At 72.4% G+C, this 16215-nt stretch carries 14 protein-coding genes; 6 read left to right on the top strand and 8 right to left on the bottom strand.

Going from position 1 to position 16215, the window contains the following annotated elements:
* Nucleotides 1-81: 81 nt before the first annotated feature.
* Nucleotides 82-714 carry a TetR/AcrR family transcriptional regulator gene (locus ACIRD8_RS32355; protein WP_403999539.1) on the top strand — a complete coding sequence of 211 codons (633 nt, stop codon included), beginning with the start codon at nucleotides 82-84 and terminating at the stop codon, nucleotides 712-714.
* A gap of 16 nt (nucleotides 715-730) precedes the next feature.
* On the opposite strand, the gene ACIRD8_RS32350 is transcribed toward ACIRD8_RS32355, so the two are convergent.
* Both ACIRD8_RS32350 and ACIRD8_RS32345 read right to left on the bottom strand, forming a co-directional pair.
* The gene (locus ACIRD8_RS32350; protein WP_403999536.1) at nucleotides 731-2170 is read right to left on the bottom strand and encodes an aldehyde dehydrogenase family protein; all 1440 of its coding nucleotides are present in this window, start codon (nucleotides 2168-2170) and stop codon (nucleotides 731-733) included.
* Complete coding sequence (locus tag ACIRD8_RS32345; protein WP_403999533.1) at nucleotides 2167-3045, bottom strand: oxygenase MpaB family protein; 879 nt, start codon at nucleotides 3043-3045, stop codon at nucleotides 2167-2169. Before ACIRD8_RS32345 ends, ACIRD8_RS32350 begins: the two co-directional genes overlap by 4 nt.
* A 238-nt stretch (nucleotides 3046-3283) precedes the next feature.
* On the opposite strand from ACIRD8_RS32345, the gene ACIRD8_RS32340 reads away from it, so the two are divergent.
* Entirely contained in the window at nucleotides 3284-4177 is an 894-nt protein-coding gene (locus tag ACIRD8_RS32340; RefSeq protein ID WP_403999530.1) for an oxygenase MpaB family protein, read from the top strand.
* Here the strand turns inward: ACIRD8_RS32340 and ACIRD8_RS32335 are convergent.
* The gene (locus ACIRD8_RS32335) at nucleotides 4140-5189 is read right to left on the bottom strand and encodes a LacI family DNA-binding transcriptional regulator (RefSeq protein ID WP_403999527.1); all 1050 of its coding nucleotides are present in this window, start codon (nucleotides 5187-5189) and stop codon (nucleotides 4140-4142) included. The two genes, ACIRD8_RS32340 and ACIRD8_RS32335, sit on opposite strands and share 38 nt — an antisense overlap.
* Before the next feature lie 234 nt (nucleotides 5190-5423).
* On the opposite strand from ACIRD8_RS32335, the gene ACIRD8_RS32330 reads away from it, so the two are divergent.
* The gene (locus ACIRD8_RS32330) at nucleotides 5424-7163 is read left to right on the top strand and encodes a BCCT family transporter (RefSeq protein ID WP_403999524.1); all 1740 of its coding nucleotides are present in this window, start codon (nucleotides 5424-5426) and stop codon (nucleotides 7161-7163) included.
* Nucleotides 7164-7191: 28 nt separating this feature from the next.
* Here the strand turns inward: ACIRD8_RS32330 and ACIRD8_RS32325 are convergent, their stop codons facing one another.
* Nucleotides 7192-8124: an FAD-dependent oxidoreductase gene (locus ACIRD8_RS32325; RefSeq protein ID WP_403999521.1), complete on the bottom strand. Its 933-nt coding sequence runs from the start codon at nucleotides 8122-8124 to the stop codon at nucleotides 7192-7194.
* Nucleotides 8125-8231: 107 nt separating this feature from the next.
* On the opposite strand from ACIRD8_RS32325, the gene ACIRD8_RS32320 reads away from it, so the two are divergent.
* Nucleotides 8232-9872 carry an ABC-F family ATP-binding cassette domain-containing protein gene (locus ACIRD8_RS32320; protein WP_403999518.1) on the top strand — a complete coding sequence of 547 codons (1641 nt, stop codon included), beginning with the start codon at nucleotides 8232-8234 and terminating at the stop codon, nucleotides 9870-9872.
* A gap of 60 nt (nucleotides 9873-9932) precedes the next feature.
* Here ACIRD8_RS32320 and ACIRD8_RS32315 read toward each other — a convergent pair whose 3' ends face one another.
* From ACIRD8_RS32315 to ACIRD8_RS32305, 3 genes are all read right to left on the bottom strand, one after another.
* Nucleotides 9933-12377 (bottom strand): Tex family protein, encoded by a 2445-nt coding sequence (locus ACIRD8_RS32315; protein ID WP_403999515.1) that lies wholly within the window; start codon nucleotides 12375-12377, stop codon nucleotides 9933-9935.
* Between the two features lie 171 nt (nucleotides 12378-12548).
* A complete protein-coding gene (locus tag ACIRD8_RS32310; protein ID WP_261988152.1) occupies nucleotides 12549-12680 on the bottom strand; it encodes an LPFR motif small protein in 132 nt (43 codons plus the stop codon).
* Nucleotides 12681-12747: 67 nt separating this feature from the next.
* Nucleotides 12748-13611 (bottom strand): hypothetical protein, encoded by an 864-nt coding sequence (locus ACIRD8_RS32305; protein ID WP_403999512.1) that lies wholly within the window; start codon nucleotides 13609-13611, stop codon nucleotides 12748-12750.
* A 134-nt stretch (nucleotides 13612-13745) separates the two neighbouring features.
* Between ACIRD8_RS32305 and ACIRD8_RS32300 the strand changes: the two genes are divergently transcribed.
* Both ACIRD8_RS32300 and ACIRD8_RS32295 read left to right on the top strand, forming a co-directional pair.
* A complete protein-coding gene (locus ACIRD8_RS32300) occupies nucleotides 13746-14702 on the top strand; it encodes a GlxA family transcriptional regulator (protein WP_403999509.1) in 957 nt (318 codons plus the stop codon).
* A gap of 23 nt (nucleotides 14703-14725) precedes the next feature.
* Nucleotides 14726-15361, top strand: a complete 636-nt coding sequence (locus ACIRD8_RS32295) for a DJ-1/PfpI family protein (RefSeq protein ID WP_403999506.1) — start codon at nucleotides 14726-14728, stop codon at nucleotides 15359-15361.
* Here ACIRD8_RS32295 and ACIRD8_RS32290 read toward each other — a convergent pair.
* Nucleotides 15348-16160 (bottom strand): enoyl-CoA hydratase/isomerase family protein, encoded by an 813-nt coding sequence (locus ACIRD8_RS32290; protein ID WP_403999504.1) that lies wholly within the window; start codon nucleotides 16158-16160, stop codon nucleotides 15348-15350. The genes ACIRD8_RS32295 and ACIRD8_RS32290 overlap by 14 nt on opposite strands.
* Nucleotides 16161-16215: the final 55 nt, after the last annotated feature.

Raw genomic sequence — 16215 nt, 5'->3', positions numbered from 1 at the left:
GCAGAGTTACAAAGAAACGGACCAGGTAACACCGTTGCGTGATCGATATGGTTGAGTGGTCACGGCGGACGGGGAGGACTCATGGCGGCACCGGGTGACGACGAGACACTGCTGGGCAGGGCCCTCGCCGGGAGGCCACCGTCCGACGCGCTGAGCGAACAGATCCTGGATGCCGCCCGCGAGCAGTTCATGACCTTCGGCCTGCGCCGCTCGACCGTCGACGACGTGGCCAAGCGCGCCAAGGTCTCCCGGGTCACGGTGTACCGCCGGATCGGCAACAAGGACAGCCTGGTCTCCGCCTGTCTGCTGCGGGAGTACCGCCGTTTCGTCGTGGACGTGGACGGGGCGGTCGCCGCACTCCCCACCATGGAGGACAGGCTCGTCGCCGGCTTCGTCGCCGTCCTCAAGCACATCCGTGAACACCCGCTGGTGGGCGGCCTGCTGAGGCTGGAGCCGGAGATCATGCTCCCCTTCCTCACCCTGGAGAGCGGTCCCGCCTTCCTCGCGATGCGCGGATACCTGGCCGACCGGCTCCGCCGCGCCCGGCGCGCGGAGGGACGGCCGGAGACGGACCCGACACCGGTCGCCGAACTGATGGTGCGGATCACCGTCTCCTTCCTCCTCAATCCGGTGAGCTGCTTCGAACTGGACGACGACGAGCAGGTGGGTGCCTTCGCCCGCCGCTATCTGGTGCCGCTGCTCAGCGCCGTGTGACCGGGTGCCACCGCCCTCAGAACCGGGCGTGCAGCTTCCTGCCCAGTTCCACCGCCCGGGCGGCCTTCTCCCGTGGGGTCGCGAAGGACGTCAGGTCCACCGCCGGTGCGAACCGGCGCACGGTGACCGAGTGCGGCGCCGCGAAGGCCCGCAGCCCCTCCTCGCCGTGGATCCGCCCGTACCCCGACTCGCCCGCACCGCCGAAGGGCAGCGAGGGGATCGCGGCGAAGCCGAGCACCGAGTTCACCGACACGGCGCCGGAACCGAGGCGCTCCGCCAGCGCGAGTCCGGCCGCCCGGGAGCGGGTGAACACGGCGGCGCCCAGTGAGTACGCCGACGCGTTGGCCCGCTCCACGGCCTCGTCCATGTCGCGCACCGGGTTCACCACGACGACCGGCCCGAAGGTCTCCTCCGTCACCGCCGGTGAATCCTCCGGCACCCCGGACAGCACCACCGGCCCGAGGACGCGGGTCCGCAGGGCGTCGGCGCCGCCCAGTTCGGCCGTGCCGCCGTCCACCAGTGCCTCCTTCACTTGGCGTCCCACCACCCCGAGCTGGGACGGCAGGGTGAGCGGGCCGTAGGCCTCACCGGGCACCAGCGCCCGTGCCCGGCTCACGATGCGTGAGCACAGGGCCTCGTGGACCGAGGCCGCCGCGTACACCCGCTCCACGCCGGCGCAGGTCTGGCCGGCGTTGCCCATGGCGCCCCACACGATCGCGTCGGCCGCCGCGTCCAGATCGGCGTCCGCCGCGACCAGCACCGCGTCCTTGCCCCCGCACTCGGCGAGCAGCGGGGTCAGAGTGGCCGCGCAGGCCGCGGCCACCTTGCGGGCGGTGCCGGGCGAGCCGGTGAAGGCCACCTTGTCCACACCGGTCGGCCCGTCCGCGCCGGCCAGGGCGGCCCCGGTGGACCCCGGGCCGGTGACCGCCTGCAGCAGATCCGCGTGGTCCGGGACGGCTTCGCCGAAGCTCCGGGCCAGCAGAACCCCCACGCCGGGGGTGAGTTCGGACGGCTTGAACACCACGGCGTTGCCCGCGGCGAGCGCGTAGCCGATCGAGCCCATCGGTGTGTAGAGCGGATAGTTCCAGGGGCCGATCACACCGATCACCCCGAGCGGGCGGTAGGCCAGCAGCGCCCGCTGATGGACCGACAGCAGGCCTGAGCGCACCCGCCGCCGGCCCAGCACCCGGCGGGCGTTGCGCGCCGCCCAGTCCAGATGGACCAGGGTCAGCAGCACCTCCGAGCGGGCGTCGTGCACCGGCTTGCCGGTCTCGGCCGCGATCACCGCAGCGAACTCGTCCGCGCGGGCGGCCAGTTCGCGCTTCCACCGCAGCAGGGCCGCGCGCCGTCCCCGCGCCCCGAGCGCGGCCCAGCCCCGGCCCGCGGTCCTGCCCCGTGCCACCGCCGTGCGGATGTCCTCGATGCCGTGCACCGCACGGTCCGTTCCGTTCGTCATGACTTCTCCATCGGCAGGGGTTCCAGCGGGCGGCTCTGCGCCCAGTGCGGACCGAGGTCGTCGAGCCGGTATCCGAAGGGGTAGCTGCGGGGCCGGGGACGTGAGGGCAGCCACCGGGGCCGAGCGGGCAGCAGCCGCACACCGTGCGACCTGGCACGCACCAGCCGTACGGCCGAGGCGCGCACCCATCGTGGCTGGGCCGGGAAGCCCAGCGCCCGGAGTAACGGCTCGTCCAGCAGGGCGAGCGAGAACCTGGCCGCCAGGGGGCGCAGCGGGGCCGGGTACCAGGCCGCCATGACCCGGAACGTGGCGTTGGCGACGCGGCGGTTCGCCGGGTCGTACGCGAACATCCGGTCCTCGTAGGAGTCGAGCAGCCGCTCGAATCCCTCGTAGCTGTCGGGAGCGCCCTCGATGCCCATCATGGCCGCCATCCGCCGCCCCACCTCGGCCAGCGCCCCCGCCTCCTGCGCGCACAGGGGCCGCCAGCCGAAGCGGTCGATCCAGCGTTTGGGGCCGACGACCGTGGTGGCCAGGACGTAGAGGTAGTCCTCGTTCGGGATGCGGTACCTGCCGTGGATCCGGTTGAGATGGCGGACCGCGGCCCGGGCGCGCTCCGAGTCGAAGCCCTCGGCCGCCATCTCGTACCCGAACAGGACGGTGTCGTCGTAGCGCTTCTGACCGTTGCGCTCGAACTCCTGGGTGCGGTCGAGGAGTACGGAGATCCTGGGGACGCCGTAGTCGCGCAGGAAGGCGACGCTGATTCCCTGCCGGTAGTCCCACGGGAACTCGTACTGGGACATCAGCCGGAGTATCTCGGCGCAGTCGCGCGAGGGATCCATCCGGCGGATCTCGTGCAGTCGGCTGTAGCGGCCCATGGTGTGCAACCTCCTCTGTGGACGGGAGTCACCGAGAGTCAAAGTTACAAATACTATTGACTTGTTTCACGAGGCGCGTCAACACTGCTGACACGAATTCCAGGAGGGGAACCCGCACATCCCTCGTGGAGCGGGTGCCGCCGCCCCCGCGGACCGCCGGCCGCCCTCGCGATCGCATACTGGAACACACGGGTCCGGGCGCCGGCCCGAGCACCCGCCGATACCTGGGAGCACCCGCATGACCAGCGCAGGAGAGCCCGCACCGCCCCCGCCCGGCGGCGTCCTGTGGAGCCTCGCCGGTGACATCCGCGGACTGCTGATGCTGCCCGCCGCTCTCACCCTCCAGGTCGCGCACCCGGCCGTCGGCGCCGGCGTCGACGAGCACTCGGTCTTCCGCACGGACCCCTGGGGACGCGGCGAGCGGTCCCTGAGGTCCCTCCAGCTCTGGGTGTACGGGGGAGAGGCCGCCGCGGAGGAGGGGCGCAGGCTGCGGAAGCTGCACCGTACGATCCAGGGGACCGACACCCGGGGCCGCCGCTACCACGCGCTCACCCCCGCGAACTACGCCTGGGTGCACGCCACGGGCTTCCCCGTCTACCGGCACGCGTCGCGCTACCTGATCCGCCCGCTCACCGAGGCGCAGGAGCGCGCCCTGTACCAGGAGTGGCTCCAGGTCGGCCGGGTGCTGGGCATCCACGACCGGGACATGCCGCAGACGATCGAGGAGTTCTGGCCGTACTACCGCTCGATGCTGGCCGAGGAGGTGGAGGCCACCGTCGTCGTACGCGAACTGGTCGCCACCGACCTCCCCGTACCGCCGCCCGACCGGGGCCCTCTCGTGCTGCGGCTGGTCCTGAAGGCGCTGTGGCCGGTGCTCCTCCCGCCGCTGGCGCGGTTCCGCAGCTTCCTCACCGTCGGGCTGATGCCGCCGGACGCCCGCGAGGCCATCGGGCTCGACTGGACGCCCGGGCAGGAGCGTCGCCTGCGGCGCTTCGGGGCCGTGGTGCGGCGGATCGTCCCCGTGCTCCCGGAGCGGCTGCGCTATCTGCCGCGCGCCAGATCGGCGCGGGCCCGGTGGCGGGCCGCCGGGGGCCTCAGGCCGAGGCCCGGCGGACCAGTTCGGTCGGGGTGATCACGGACTCCGGCCACGTCCCGGTGTCGCTGTTCAGCCGCTCCATCAGCAGCCGCACCATCAGGCGCCCCATGCCCTCGACGTCCTGACGCACCGTCGTCAGCGCAGGCACGGCGGCCTCGGCGACCGACGTCATGTCGTCGAACCCGACCACCGCCACGTCCTCCGGCACCCGGACACCCCGTTCGCGCAGCACCCGCAGGGCGCCCGACGCCATCAGGTCGTTGGACACGAAGACGGCGTCCAGGTCCGGACGGGCGTCCAGCAGACCCGCCATGGCCCTGGCCCCGCCCTCCGTGGTGAAGTCCCCTTCCACGACGAGCTCGCTCCCCGCGTCGGGGAGCACGTCGTGGTACCCGTCGATGCGGTCGAGCGCCGACGTCTGGTCGCGTGGCCCGGCGATGTGCGCGATGCGCCGCCGCCCGAGCGAGACCAGATGGCGCACCGCCTCGCGGGCACCGCCCCGGTTGTCGCAGTCGACGTAAGGCACCTGCGGTGCATCCCCGCCGGACGACGAGTGTTCCGGGCGGCCCCCGTAGACCGTCGGGACGCGGAACCGCCGGATGATCGCGGGCAGTTCGTCGTCGGTGTGCAGGGAGAAGGCCAGCACACCGTCCACATGGCCCCCTGCCAGGTAACGGGTGACCCGGTCGAAGTCGCCGCTGCCCTCCACCAGGAGCAGGACCAGCTGCGCGTCGTGGGCGTTGAGCTCGCGGCTGATCCCGCGGATCTGGCGGGAGAAGAACGGGTCGGAGAAGATCCGGAACTCCGGCTCGTCGATGATCACGGCGACCGCGCCGTTGCGCCGGGTCACCAGCGTCCGTGCCGCGTGGTTCGGGATGTAGCCGAGCTCGTCGACCGCCTTGCGCACCTGGTCCACCAGGGGCTGGCGCACGCCGGCACCGCCGTTGACGACTCGGGACGCCGTCGCCCTGGACACACCGGCGCGGGCCGCCACGGCCTCCAGGGTGGGCCGGGCATCACGCTGCGGATCGGGGGTCGGGTCGGGCAAAGGTCGCTCCTCGTACACGCGCGCCCGGGGCTGGGAACGGCTGGAACCGGCAGGTTTGGGCACGGACGCGGTCAGCCTATCGGCCCGGTCGGAGGGGCCCGAAGCCGGAGACGCGGACCCGTGCGCTCCGCAAACGGTCGTGCGTGTACCGCTCGGGGATCCCGGAAGATGCGCACCGAGTGTGGTACTGCCTACGGAGAGCGAAATATTCGCATTGCGTGAAAGGTGCCATTTGTGTCACATGATGAGCAGGGAACGGGCGGGCGAGGGGGGTATCTGCCGGTAACGGCCGATCTGCCTACCGATCCGCACCACGGTCGCCGTCCCACGACCGACCGGGTGGTGTTCGGCGTCTCCGCAGTGCTCACCATCGCCTTCGTGATCTGGGGCGCCACGGCCACCGACTCGCTGGAGGACGTCTCCAGCACGCTGCTCAACGGCCTCATCCACAACGGCGGCTGGGCCTTCATGCTGGCGGCCTCCGGCTTCGTGGTCTTCGCCCTCTGGCTCGCGATCAGCCGCTACGGGAAGATCTCGCTGGGCCAGGAGGGGGAGGAGCCCGAATTCAGGACGGTCTCCTGGGTCGCGATGATGTTCAGCGCCGGCATGGGCATCGGCCTGATGTTCTACGGAGTGAGCGAACCGCTGGCCCACTTCGTCGATCCGCCCCCGGGAACGCACCCCGCCGACGCGGCCGAGGCCATGCAGACGGCGATGGCGACCACGCTGTTCCACTGGACGCTCCACCCCTGGGCGATCTACGCGGTCGTCGGCCTCGCCATCGCCTACAGCGCCTACCGCCGGCACCGGCGGCAGACCATCAGCGCGGTGTTCATCCCGCTCATCGGCGAGCGGCACTCCCACGGGGTCGTCGGCCGCATCATCGACATCCTCGCCATCTTCGCGACGCTCTTCGGCTCCGCGGCCTCGCTGGGTCTCGGGGCCCTGCAGATCGGCAGCGGATTCCAGGAGCTCAACTGGATGGAGAAGACCGGGACCGGCCTGCTGGTCGCGATCATCGCGGTCCTGACGGCCGCCTTCGTCGCATCGGCGGTCTCCGGTGTGGAGAAGGGCATCCAATGGCTCTCCAACATCAACATGGTGCTCGCGCTGATCCTGGTGATCTTCGTGTTCGTCGTCGGCCCCACCATCATCATCCTGGACCTGCTGCCCACCTCGATCGCGGCGTACTTCGGTGACCTCGCCCAGCTCGCCGGCCGGACCGAGGCGACCGGAGAGGGCAAAGTGGCCGACTGGCTCGCCAGCTGGACCGTCTTCTACTGGGCGTGGTGGATCTCCTGGACGCCCTTCGTCGGCATGTTCATCGCGAGGATCAGCCGCGGCCGCACGATCCGGCAGTTCGTCGGCGGCGTGATCCTGGTGCCCAGCACGGTCAGTCTCGTCTGGTTCGCCGTCTTCGGCGGCTCGGCGATCGAGCTGCAGAGGGACGGAAGGCTCAGAGGCGTCGGTGACACCCCCGAGGCCCAGCTCTTCGGGGTCCTCCACGAATACCCGATCGCCACCGTGATGAGCATCCTCGTCATGATCCTCGTCGGCATCTTCTTCGTCTCCGGCGCCGACGCCGCCTCGATCGTGATGGGGACGCTCTCCCAGAAGGGCGTCCTCGAACCCGCGAAGTGGGTCGTGATCTTCTGGGGCGTCGTCACCGGGGCCGTCGCGGCGGTCATGCTGCTTATCGGCAACGGGCAGGGGGACGCCCTGGCGGGCCTCCAGAACCTGACCATCCTGGTGGCCGCGCCCTTCACCATCGTGATGGTCGGGATGTGCGTCGCGCTCATGCGCGACCTGCGCCACGACCCGATGATCGTCCGCAGGGAGTTCGGCGTGGAGGCCGTCGAATCCGCCGTCATCGAGGGACACGCCAAGTACGACGGGGACTTCGAGATCCGGATCGGCCCCGGCACCACGGACGTCACCACCGACGAACGCCACAAGAACGACCCGCGGGCCTGAGGGCGCTGCCGGGCCCACCGGCTGCGGCTCAGCCCACCAGCTGGGCCGCGGCCCGCGCACAGCCCCGGGCCACCGTCACCCCGGCGCCGCCGTGGCCGTAGTTGTGCACCAGCAGCCCGCCGCCCGGCAGCTCCTCGGCCTCGATGCGCACCCCGGCGTCCCGGGACGGCCGCAGCCCCACCCGGTGACCGATGACCCGCGCCCCCGCGATCTCGGGCCGCACCCGCGCGCACCGCGCCACGATCTCCTCGGCCGTACGCGGATCGGGCTCCGTGCGCGGATCGTCCGCCTCCGCCGTGCCGCCCAGCACCAGCCCGCCCGGCTGCGGAAAGAGGTACGTCGTCGCGCTCGACGCCGGATCGGCATCGGCGAACCACTCGTCGATGCCCGGGTTCTCCACCACGACCAGCTGGCCCCTGACCGGCCGTACCCCGGGATCCGGCACCAGCTCACGGGAGCCGAGGCCGGTGCAGTTGACCACCACCCGCGCCTCGGCCGCGGCCTCCGCGAAACCGCGCACCGTACGCCGTTCGACCGTGCCTCCCGCAGCCCTGAGCCGGTCCTCCAGCCAGCGGAGGTGGGCCGGCATGTCGATCAGCGGAAGGGTCACCCGGAGTCCCTCCGCCACCTCGGAGACGTCCTTCAGGCCGCGGGCCCAGGGGCCGAGCGCGGACAGCCGCTCGCCCCCGTGCACCCCGGCGACCATGCGGACACCGGTCTCGTCGGGGGCCGCCGCCAGCTCCTCGTACACCCGGAGGGTTTCGAGCGACCAGTCACCCACCAGCGCCTCGGGCTCGATCCGGTACGGCCACCACAGCGCCCCGGCTACGGCCGAGGTGGTGGCCGGCGCCGGGTCCCTGGACCAGACGCGCACCCGCAGGCCGCGCTCCGCCAGCAGCAACCCCGTGGTCAGCCCGCTGACCCCGCCGCCCACCACGACCACATCCGTCACCGTGCTCACCCCTGTCAGCGCATCGGCCCCGCCCGTGTGCCGAGGGCCGGACCGATCATGATCGCACCCCGGCCCGGCAAGGAGGGCCCCCGCGGTTCGTTAGGATCGTCACCCTGATGACTGCCACTCTCGTCGCCAAGGAACTCGCCGCCGGACACGGCGACCGCACACTCTTCGCAGGGCTCGACCTCGTGGTCGCGCCGGGCGACGTGATCGGTCTCGTCGGAGCCAACGGCGCCGGCAAATCTTCGCTCCTCCGCCTGCTCGCCGGTCTCGACCGGCCCGAGGAGGGCGAGCTGAGGCTCTCCCCGCCCACCGCCACCGTCGGACACCTCCCGCAGGAGCCCGAGCGGCGCGCGGGCGAGTCCGTACGGGAGTTCCTCGCCCGCCGCACCGGGGTCGCGGACGCCCAGGCCGCCATGGACGCCGCGACCCAGGCCCTGGTCGACGGAGCTCCCGGCGCGGACGACGCGTACTCCGAGACGCTGGAGCGCTGGCTCTCCCTCGGCGGCGCCGACCTCGACGAACGCGCCGAGGAGGTCGCCGCGGACCTCGGCCTGACCGTCGGTCTCGACCTCCCGATGACGGCCCTCTCCGGCGGCCAGGCGGCCCGCGCGGGTCTCGCCTCGCTGCTGCTGTCGCGCTACGACGTCTTCCTCCTCGACGAGCCCACCAACGACCTGGACCTCGACGGCCTGGAGCGCCTGGAGCGCTTCGTCTCCGGGCTCCGGGCCGGCACCGTCGTCGTCAGTCACGACCGCGAATTCCTGATGCGCACCGTCACCAAGGTCCTGGAACTCGACCTCGCCCAGCAGCAGATCAACCTCTACGGCGGCGGCTACGCCTCCTACCTGGAGGAGCGCGAGCGGGCACGTAACCACGCCCGCGAGGAGTTCGAGGAGTACGCCGACAAGCGTTCCGCGCTCGAAGGCCGTGCCCAGATGCAGCGCGGCTGGATGGACAAGGGCGTCAAGAACGCCCGCCGCAAGGCCACCGACAACGACAAGATCGGCCGCAAGTTCCGCAGCGAGGCCAGCGAGAAGCAGGCCGCGAAGGCCAAGCAGACCCAGCGCATGATCGAGCGCCTCGACGTCGTCGAGGAACCCCGCAAGGAGTGGGACCTGCGGATGGAGATCGCCTCCGCCCCGCGCTCCGGTTCCGTCGTGGCCACCCTGCGCGACGCCGCCGTCGTCCGCGGCGGCTTCTCCTTCGGTCCGGCCACCCTGCAGATCGACTGGGCGGACCGGGTCGCCATCACCGGCGCCAACGGGGCCGGCAAGTCCACGCTGCTCGCCGCCCTGCTCGGCAGGCTGCCCCTCGACTCCGGCCACGCCACGCTCGGCTCCGGTGTCGTGGTGGGCGAGGTCGACCAGGCGCGCAAGCTGTTCCACGGCACGGAGAGCCTGCTGGACGCCTTCTGCGCGGCCGTCCCCGACACCGAGCCCGCCGAGGTGCGCACCCTGCTCGCCAAGTTCGGCCTGCGCGCCGCCCATGTGCTGCGCCCCGCGACCACGCTCTCGCCCGGCGAGCGCACCCGGGCCGGCCTCGCCCTCCTCCAGGGCAAGGGCGTCAACCTGCTGGTCCTGGACGAGCCGACGAACCACCTGGACCTTCCGGCGATCGAACAGCTGGAGTCCGCGCTGGAGGCCTACACCGGGACCCTCCTGCTGGTCACCCACGACCGGCGGATGCTGGAGGCGGTCCGTACGACCCGTCGCGTCGAGGTGTCGTACGGCAAGGTCACCGAGTCCGGCTGACACGGACGACCTGCCCGCCCCGGAAGCCGGGACGGGCAGGTGCGGTGTAGCGGACCCGTGTCAGCGCCTGGAACCACCCTGGTCGGAGCCGCCCGTCAGCCCGGCGCGCCGCAGCGCGTCAGCCATCGCGCTGTTGGCGGGCGCCGCGGCAGGACGCGCCGCGCCGCCGCCGCTGCCACCGCCCCCGCGGCGGTCACGCCGCTGCCCGGAGCCCCCCTGACGACTGTCCTGGCCTTGTCCCTGTCCCTGCCGCTGCCGGGGCGGCCGCTCGCCGCCGCCCTGCGCGTTCCGCTCGCGCTTCGGGCCCTGACCGCCGCCCTGGCCCGGCACGGCCTCGTCGTCGAGCCGCAGGCTCAGGGACACGCGCTTGCGCGGGATGTCGACATCCATGACCTTCACCTTCACGATGTCGCCCGGCTTCACGACATCCCTCGGGTCCTTGACGAACGTCCGCGACATCGCCGACACATGGACGAGACCGTCCTGGTGGACGCCGATGTCCACGAACGCGCCGAACGCCGCCACGTTCGTGACGACCCCCTCCAGCACCATCCCGGGGGCGAGGTCGCCGAGCTTCTCGACACCCTCCTTGAACGTGGCCGTCCGGAAGGCGGGACGCGGGTCCCGGCCCGGCTTCTCCAGCTCCCTGATGATGTCCGTGACCGTCGGCAGACCGAACTTCTCGTTGACGAACTCGTCCGGCCGCAACGTCCGGAGGGTGTCCGTGTTGCCGATCAGCGCGGCGACGTCACCGCCCGTCCGCTTCACCATCGTGCGCACCACGGGGTACGCCTCGGGGTGCACGCTCGACGCGTCCAGCGGGTCGTCTCCGCCCCGGATCCGGAGGAAGCCCGCGCACTGCTCGTAGGCCTTCGGGCCCAGCCGTGCCACGTCCTTCAGCGCCCGGCGGGAGCGGAACGGGCCGTTCGTGTCCCGGTGCGCCACGATGTTCTCGGCCAGCCCGGAACCGATCCCCGACACCCGCGAGAGCAGCGGTGCCGAAGCGGTGTTGACGTCCACCCCGACGCCGTTCACACAGTCCTCGACCACGGCGTCCAGGGAACGCGACAGCTTCACCTCGGAAAGGTCGTGCTGGTACTGGCCGACGCCGATCGACTTCGGGTCGATCTTCACCAGCTCGGCCAGCGGGTCCTGCAGCCGGCGCGCGATCGAGACCGCACCGCGCAGCGACACGTCCATGTCCGGGAGTTCCTGCGAGGCGAAGGCCGACGCCGAGTACACGGAGGCGCCCGCCTCCGAGACCATGACCTTGGTGAGCTTCAGCTCCGGGTGCCTGTCGCACAGTTCACCCGCGAGCTTGTCGGTCTCGCGGGACGCCGTGCCGTTCCCGATCGCGATCAGGTCGACCTGGTGCTCCCGGGCGAGGCGCTCCAGCGTGGCGAGCGACTGGTCCCACTTGTTCGCCGGGACGTGCGGGTGGATGACGTCCGTGGCGACGACCTTGCCGGTCGCGTCCACGACGGCGACCTTCACCCCCGTACGGAAACCGGGGTCGAGCCCCAGCGTCGCCCGGGTGCCGGCCGGCGCGGCGAGCAGCAGGTCGCGCAGGTTCGACGCGAAGACGCGTACGGCCTCGTCCTCCGCCGCCGTGCGCAGCCGCAGCCGCAGATCGATCCCGAGGTGGACGAGGATCCGGGTCCGCCAGGCCCAGCGGACCGTGTCGCCCAGCCACTTGTCCCCGGGACGTCCGCGGTCCGCGACACCGAACCGGCGGGCGACCATGTTCTCGTACGACGAGGGGCCCGGCTGCTCCGACGGCTCCTCGGGCTCCAGGACCAGGTCGAGCACGTCCTCCTTCTCACCCCGGAGCATCGCGAGGACGCGGTGCGAGGGGAGCGCGGTGAACGGCTCGGCGAAGTCGAAGTAGTCGGCGAACTTCGCGCCCGCCTCCTCCTTGCCGTCCCGTACCTTCGCGACGACCCTGCCGCGCGACCACATGCGTTCGCGCAGTTCGCCGGTGAGGTCGGCGTCCTCCGAGAAGCGCTCGGTCAGGATCGCCCGGGCGCCCTCCAGCGCCGCCGCCGGGTCCGCCACACCCTTCTCGGGGTCGACGTACGCCGCGGCGGCGGTGAGCGGGTCCACGGACGGGTCGTCGAGCAGCCCGCCGGCCAGGGGCTCCAGGCCGGCCTCACGCGCGATCTGCGCCTTCGTCCGGCGCTTCGGCTTGAACGGCAGGTAGATGTCCTCCAGCCGCGCCTTGGTGTCGGCCGCCCGGATCTGCGCCTCCAGGGCGGCGTCGAGCTTGCCCTGCTCACGAACGGAGTCGAGGACCGCCGCACGGCGGTCCTCGAGCTCCCGCAGATACCGCAGCCTCTCCTCGAGCGTGCGCAGCTGCGCATCGTCGAGCATCTCGGTCGCTTCCTTGCGGTAGCGCGCGATGAACGGCACGGTCGACCCGCCGTCGAGCAAGTCGACGGCCGCCTTCACCTGACGCTCACGTACGCCGAGCTCCTCGGCGATCCTGCCTTCGATGGACGTCGTCACGGTTTTCCCGACTCGCCTTCTCGTACTGGCTGTGCTGGCTGTGCCACTGGGGTGGTCCACACCCGGGTGGGCCCCTTCGCCTGCATTGTGCCGGGTGGCCGGGGGCCGTGTCGCGTGACCCGGTCGGTCGCGTCGCCGATCACGGCCCCGGAGGCCTGCCGAACGAGGGGGTCAGGCCCGCCGGGTCCTGCCGCCACGCGACGCGCCGCCGAAAAGGCCTGCCAGGAGCCGGAAGGGCAGGGTCACCACGGTGGCGACGGCCGAGCCGACGGTACTCAGAGCGTTTGCGATCGCACGGAACACGGTGTGCCTCCTTCGTAGGGTGTGCACATCGCCTGGCCCGTACGCCACGCCGTAAACGTGTACGGGCTCAGCCCTTGCCGACCAGGTCGTCCGGGAACGCGCCGGCCGCGGCCGCCGCGAACAGGAACCCCCGGCCCAGCTCGGTGAGCCGCTCCACGCCTTCGGCGCCCAGGTGTTCGTACGGTGCGGAGTCCATCCGGTCCGTCGCCACCTCCAGCTCCGCCCTGAGCGCGGTGCCCGCCTCGGTCAGCTCGCCCTCCGCGTCCAGCACACCCCGGTCACGCAGCCGCTCCACCGCCGCGTCCCAGTCGGTGCGCCGCCAGCCGCGGGTGGCGAGGATCCAGCGGGGCGCCATGCCCTTGCCGGTGGCGGTGTGGCTGACCAGGGCCTCCAGCGGGTCGAGACCGGCCGTGAGCAGCGCGGCCAGGTGCCCGTCGCCGCGGTGTTCGCGCAGCAGCGTCGCCGCGTGCCAGTACGCCAGGTGCGGCTGGTCGGGCACGTCCAGGTCCGCGTGCGCCGCGTACAGCGGCCGGGCGTGGCGGGTGCAGGCCTCGGCGGCCCGCAGGGCCAGACCGGCGGCCTCCGCCATCTCCGGGGAGGCGAGGGTCTCCTCGCCGAGCACCCGGCGCAGCGTCGAGTCGGCGGCCCGCAGGCGTGCGTCGAGCGCCGCCCCGGGGGTGATCTCCGACCAGACGGCGGGCAGATGGCGGGCCACCAGCTCGTGGTTGAAGTTGTAGAAGGTCGCGGTGACCGTGCCGGCCCCGGCCGCGCCCAGGGCCGCGCCGCGCGCGGCGAAGTAGACCCGGCTCTCGTCCTCGATGCCGAGCTCCCCGAACTCCTTGCCGAGGTCGGGGGAGAAGTAGACACAGGAGTGCAGCGGGTTGATCGCGTTGTGGCAGCGGCGTCCGGCACGCGGCGGAAGAGTACTCATGCCCGCACGTTACCGACTGGTCGGTACGCGGGGTAGACCCGGGGCACCCTCCGTCCGGCCCCCGAGTCGGAATGGCAGGAAAGGTGGGGAACTCGTCATTGCGGCCAGCGGGCGGCCCGACCAGGATGGCGGACATGAAGCAGCGATCCGTACTCGTCGTCCTCTTCGAGGGCGTCCAGAGCCTCGACGTGAGCGGCCCGGTGGAGGTCTTCGCCGGCGCCTCCCGTTTCCCCGGGGTCTCCTACGACCTGCGCACCGCCTCGCTCGACGGCGCGCCGGTCCGCTGCTCCAGCGGCCTCACACTCGTCCCCGACTCCACGCTCGCGGACGCTCCGGCGCCCGACCTGCTCCTCGTGCCGGGAGGCGCCGGCACGAGGACACCCGACCCGGAGCTGGTCGACTGGCTCCGCACGCACGCCCCGCTGGCCCGGGAGCTGGTGTCGGTGTGCACCGGCGCCCTCCTGCTCGCCGCGGCGGGCCAGCTCGACGGCCACCGGGTGACCACCCACTGGTCCGTCTGCGGGACGCTCGCCCGGAACCATCCGGCGGTGGAGGTGGACCCGGACCCGATCTTCGTACGCGACGGGCGGCTGGCGACGTCGGCCGGTGTCACCGCGGGCATCGACCTCGCGCTCGCCCTGGTCGAGGAGGAGCACGGGCGGGACGTGGCCCTCGCCGTCGCCCGCCACCTCGTCGTGTTCCTGCGGCGCCCGGGGAACCAGGCCCAGTTCAGCGCCCAGCTCACCGCGCAGACCGCCGTGCGCGAACCGCTCCGTGAGGTCCAGCACTGGATCACCGAGCACCCGGACGCCGACCTCTCGGTGGAGGCGCTCGCGGCCCGCGCCAGGCTCTCGCCCCGCCACTTCGCCCGCGCCTTCCAGACCGAGACCGGTCTGACCCCCGGCCGGTACGTCGAGCGCGTACGCCTCGAACAGGCCCGCCGGCTGCTGGAGGACACGACCGACGGCATCACCGGCATCTCCCGTGCCAGCGGCTACGGCACCCCGGAAGCGATGCGCCGCGCCTTCGTCAAGGCGCTCGGGACGGCACCCGCCGAATACCGCCGCCGCTTCCGCTCCCAGCCCGCCTGAACTGTCCCGACGAAAGGAACACCATGCAGATCGCCATCGTGCTCTTCGACCGATTCACCGCGCTCGACGCCGTGGGCACGTACGAGATGCTCAGCCGGGCCCCCGGTGCCGAGACCGTCTTCGTCGCCGAGCGGCCCGGCCCCGTGCGCAACGACAGCGGCAGCCTCTCGCTCGTCGCCGACCGCACGCTCGCCGAGGTCCCCGCCCCCGACGTGGTGATCGTGCCGGGAGGCCCGGGGCAGAGCGACCAGATGGAGAACGAGTCGCTGCTCGGCTGGCTGCGGTCGGTGGACGCCACCAGCACCTGGACCACCTCGGTGTGCACCGGCTCCCTGCTGCTCGCCGCCGCCGGGCTGCTGACCGGCCGGCGCGCCACCTCGCACTGGCTGGCCCTCGACGCCCTGACCGGCTTCGGGGCCGAGCCGACGGGCGAGCGGGTGGTCTTCGACGGCAAGTACGTCACCGCCGCCGGAGTCTCCTCCGGCATCGACATGGGCCTCACCCTGCTCGGCAGGATCGCGGGCGACGACCACGCCCGGACCGTCCAGCTGCTGGCGGAGTACGACCCGCAGCCGCCCTACGACTGCGGAGCGCCGGAGAAGGCCCCGGCGGCCATGGTCGAGGAGTGGCGGGCGAAGAGCCGGTTCATCCTGACGTAGGCGCGGCCCCGGCACTCCCCGTCGTCCAGGTGAAGCGGGGGGTACGGCGCTCCAGGAAGGCGGCGACCCCCTCGGCGGTGTCGCCGCTGCCGCGTGCCTGCTCCGCCCAGTACGCGTCCCGGTCCTCACGGCCGTCGGCGAACTCCTTGGCCGCGGCCTGGGTCAGCTGCGAACGCGAGGCCAGGACCCGTGCGAACGCGGCCACCCGGTCCGCCAGCCCGCCCTGCGGCAGGACCTCGTCCACCAGCCCCGTGCGCAGCGCACGTTCGGTCCCGATCAGCTCCCCGGAGAACAGCAGGAACTTCGCGGCCGCCGGGCCGACGAGCGCGACCAGCCGGCGCGTCGACGACGAGGGATAGACGATCCCGAGCTTGGCCGGGGTGACACCGAAGGACGCGCCCTCCTCGGCGAACCGCAGATCGCACGCGGCGGCCAGCTGGCTGCCGCCGCCCACGCAGTACCCGCGCACGGCGGCCAGCGTGGGCCGGGGGAATGCCGCCAGCGCCTCCTCGGCCCGGACGGCGAGCGCCTGCGGCCGCCCGCCCGGGTCACGGAGGGAGGCGATGTCCGCCCCGGCGCAGAAGGTGTCCCCGGCGCCGGTGAGCACGAGGACGCGTACGCCGGGGTCGGCGGCCAGCCCCTCCAGCAGCACGGGCAGTGCCCGCCACATGTCCGAGGTCATGGCGTTGCGCTTGGCGGGGTTGCTGATGACGACGGTCGCGACGCCGTCCACGACCGCGTGCTCCAGCCGCGGCTCCGTCGCTGCCGCCGGCTCCGCCGCCTGCTCCCTGAGGTCCATGCGCCGGATGCTATCCGTACGGCCCGAACCTATGATCAGGAAGGGGCCGCGAAGC

This window comes from Streptomyces sp. NPDC102451, from assembly GCF_044765485.1.
Classification (GTDB): domain Bacteria; phylum Actinomycetota; class Actinomycetes; order Streptomycetales; family Streptomycetaceae; genus Streptomyces.
Note: the sequence above shows the minus strand (reverse complement) of the source record. Positions and strands in the feature narration are given on the sequence as shown.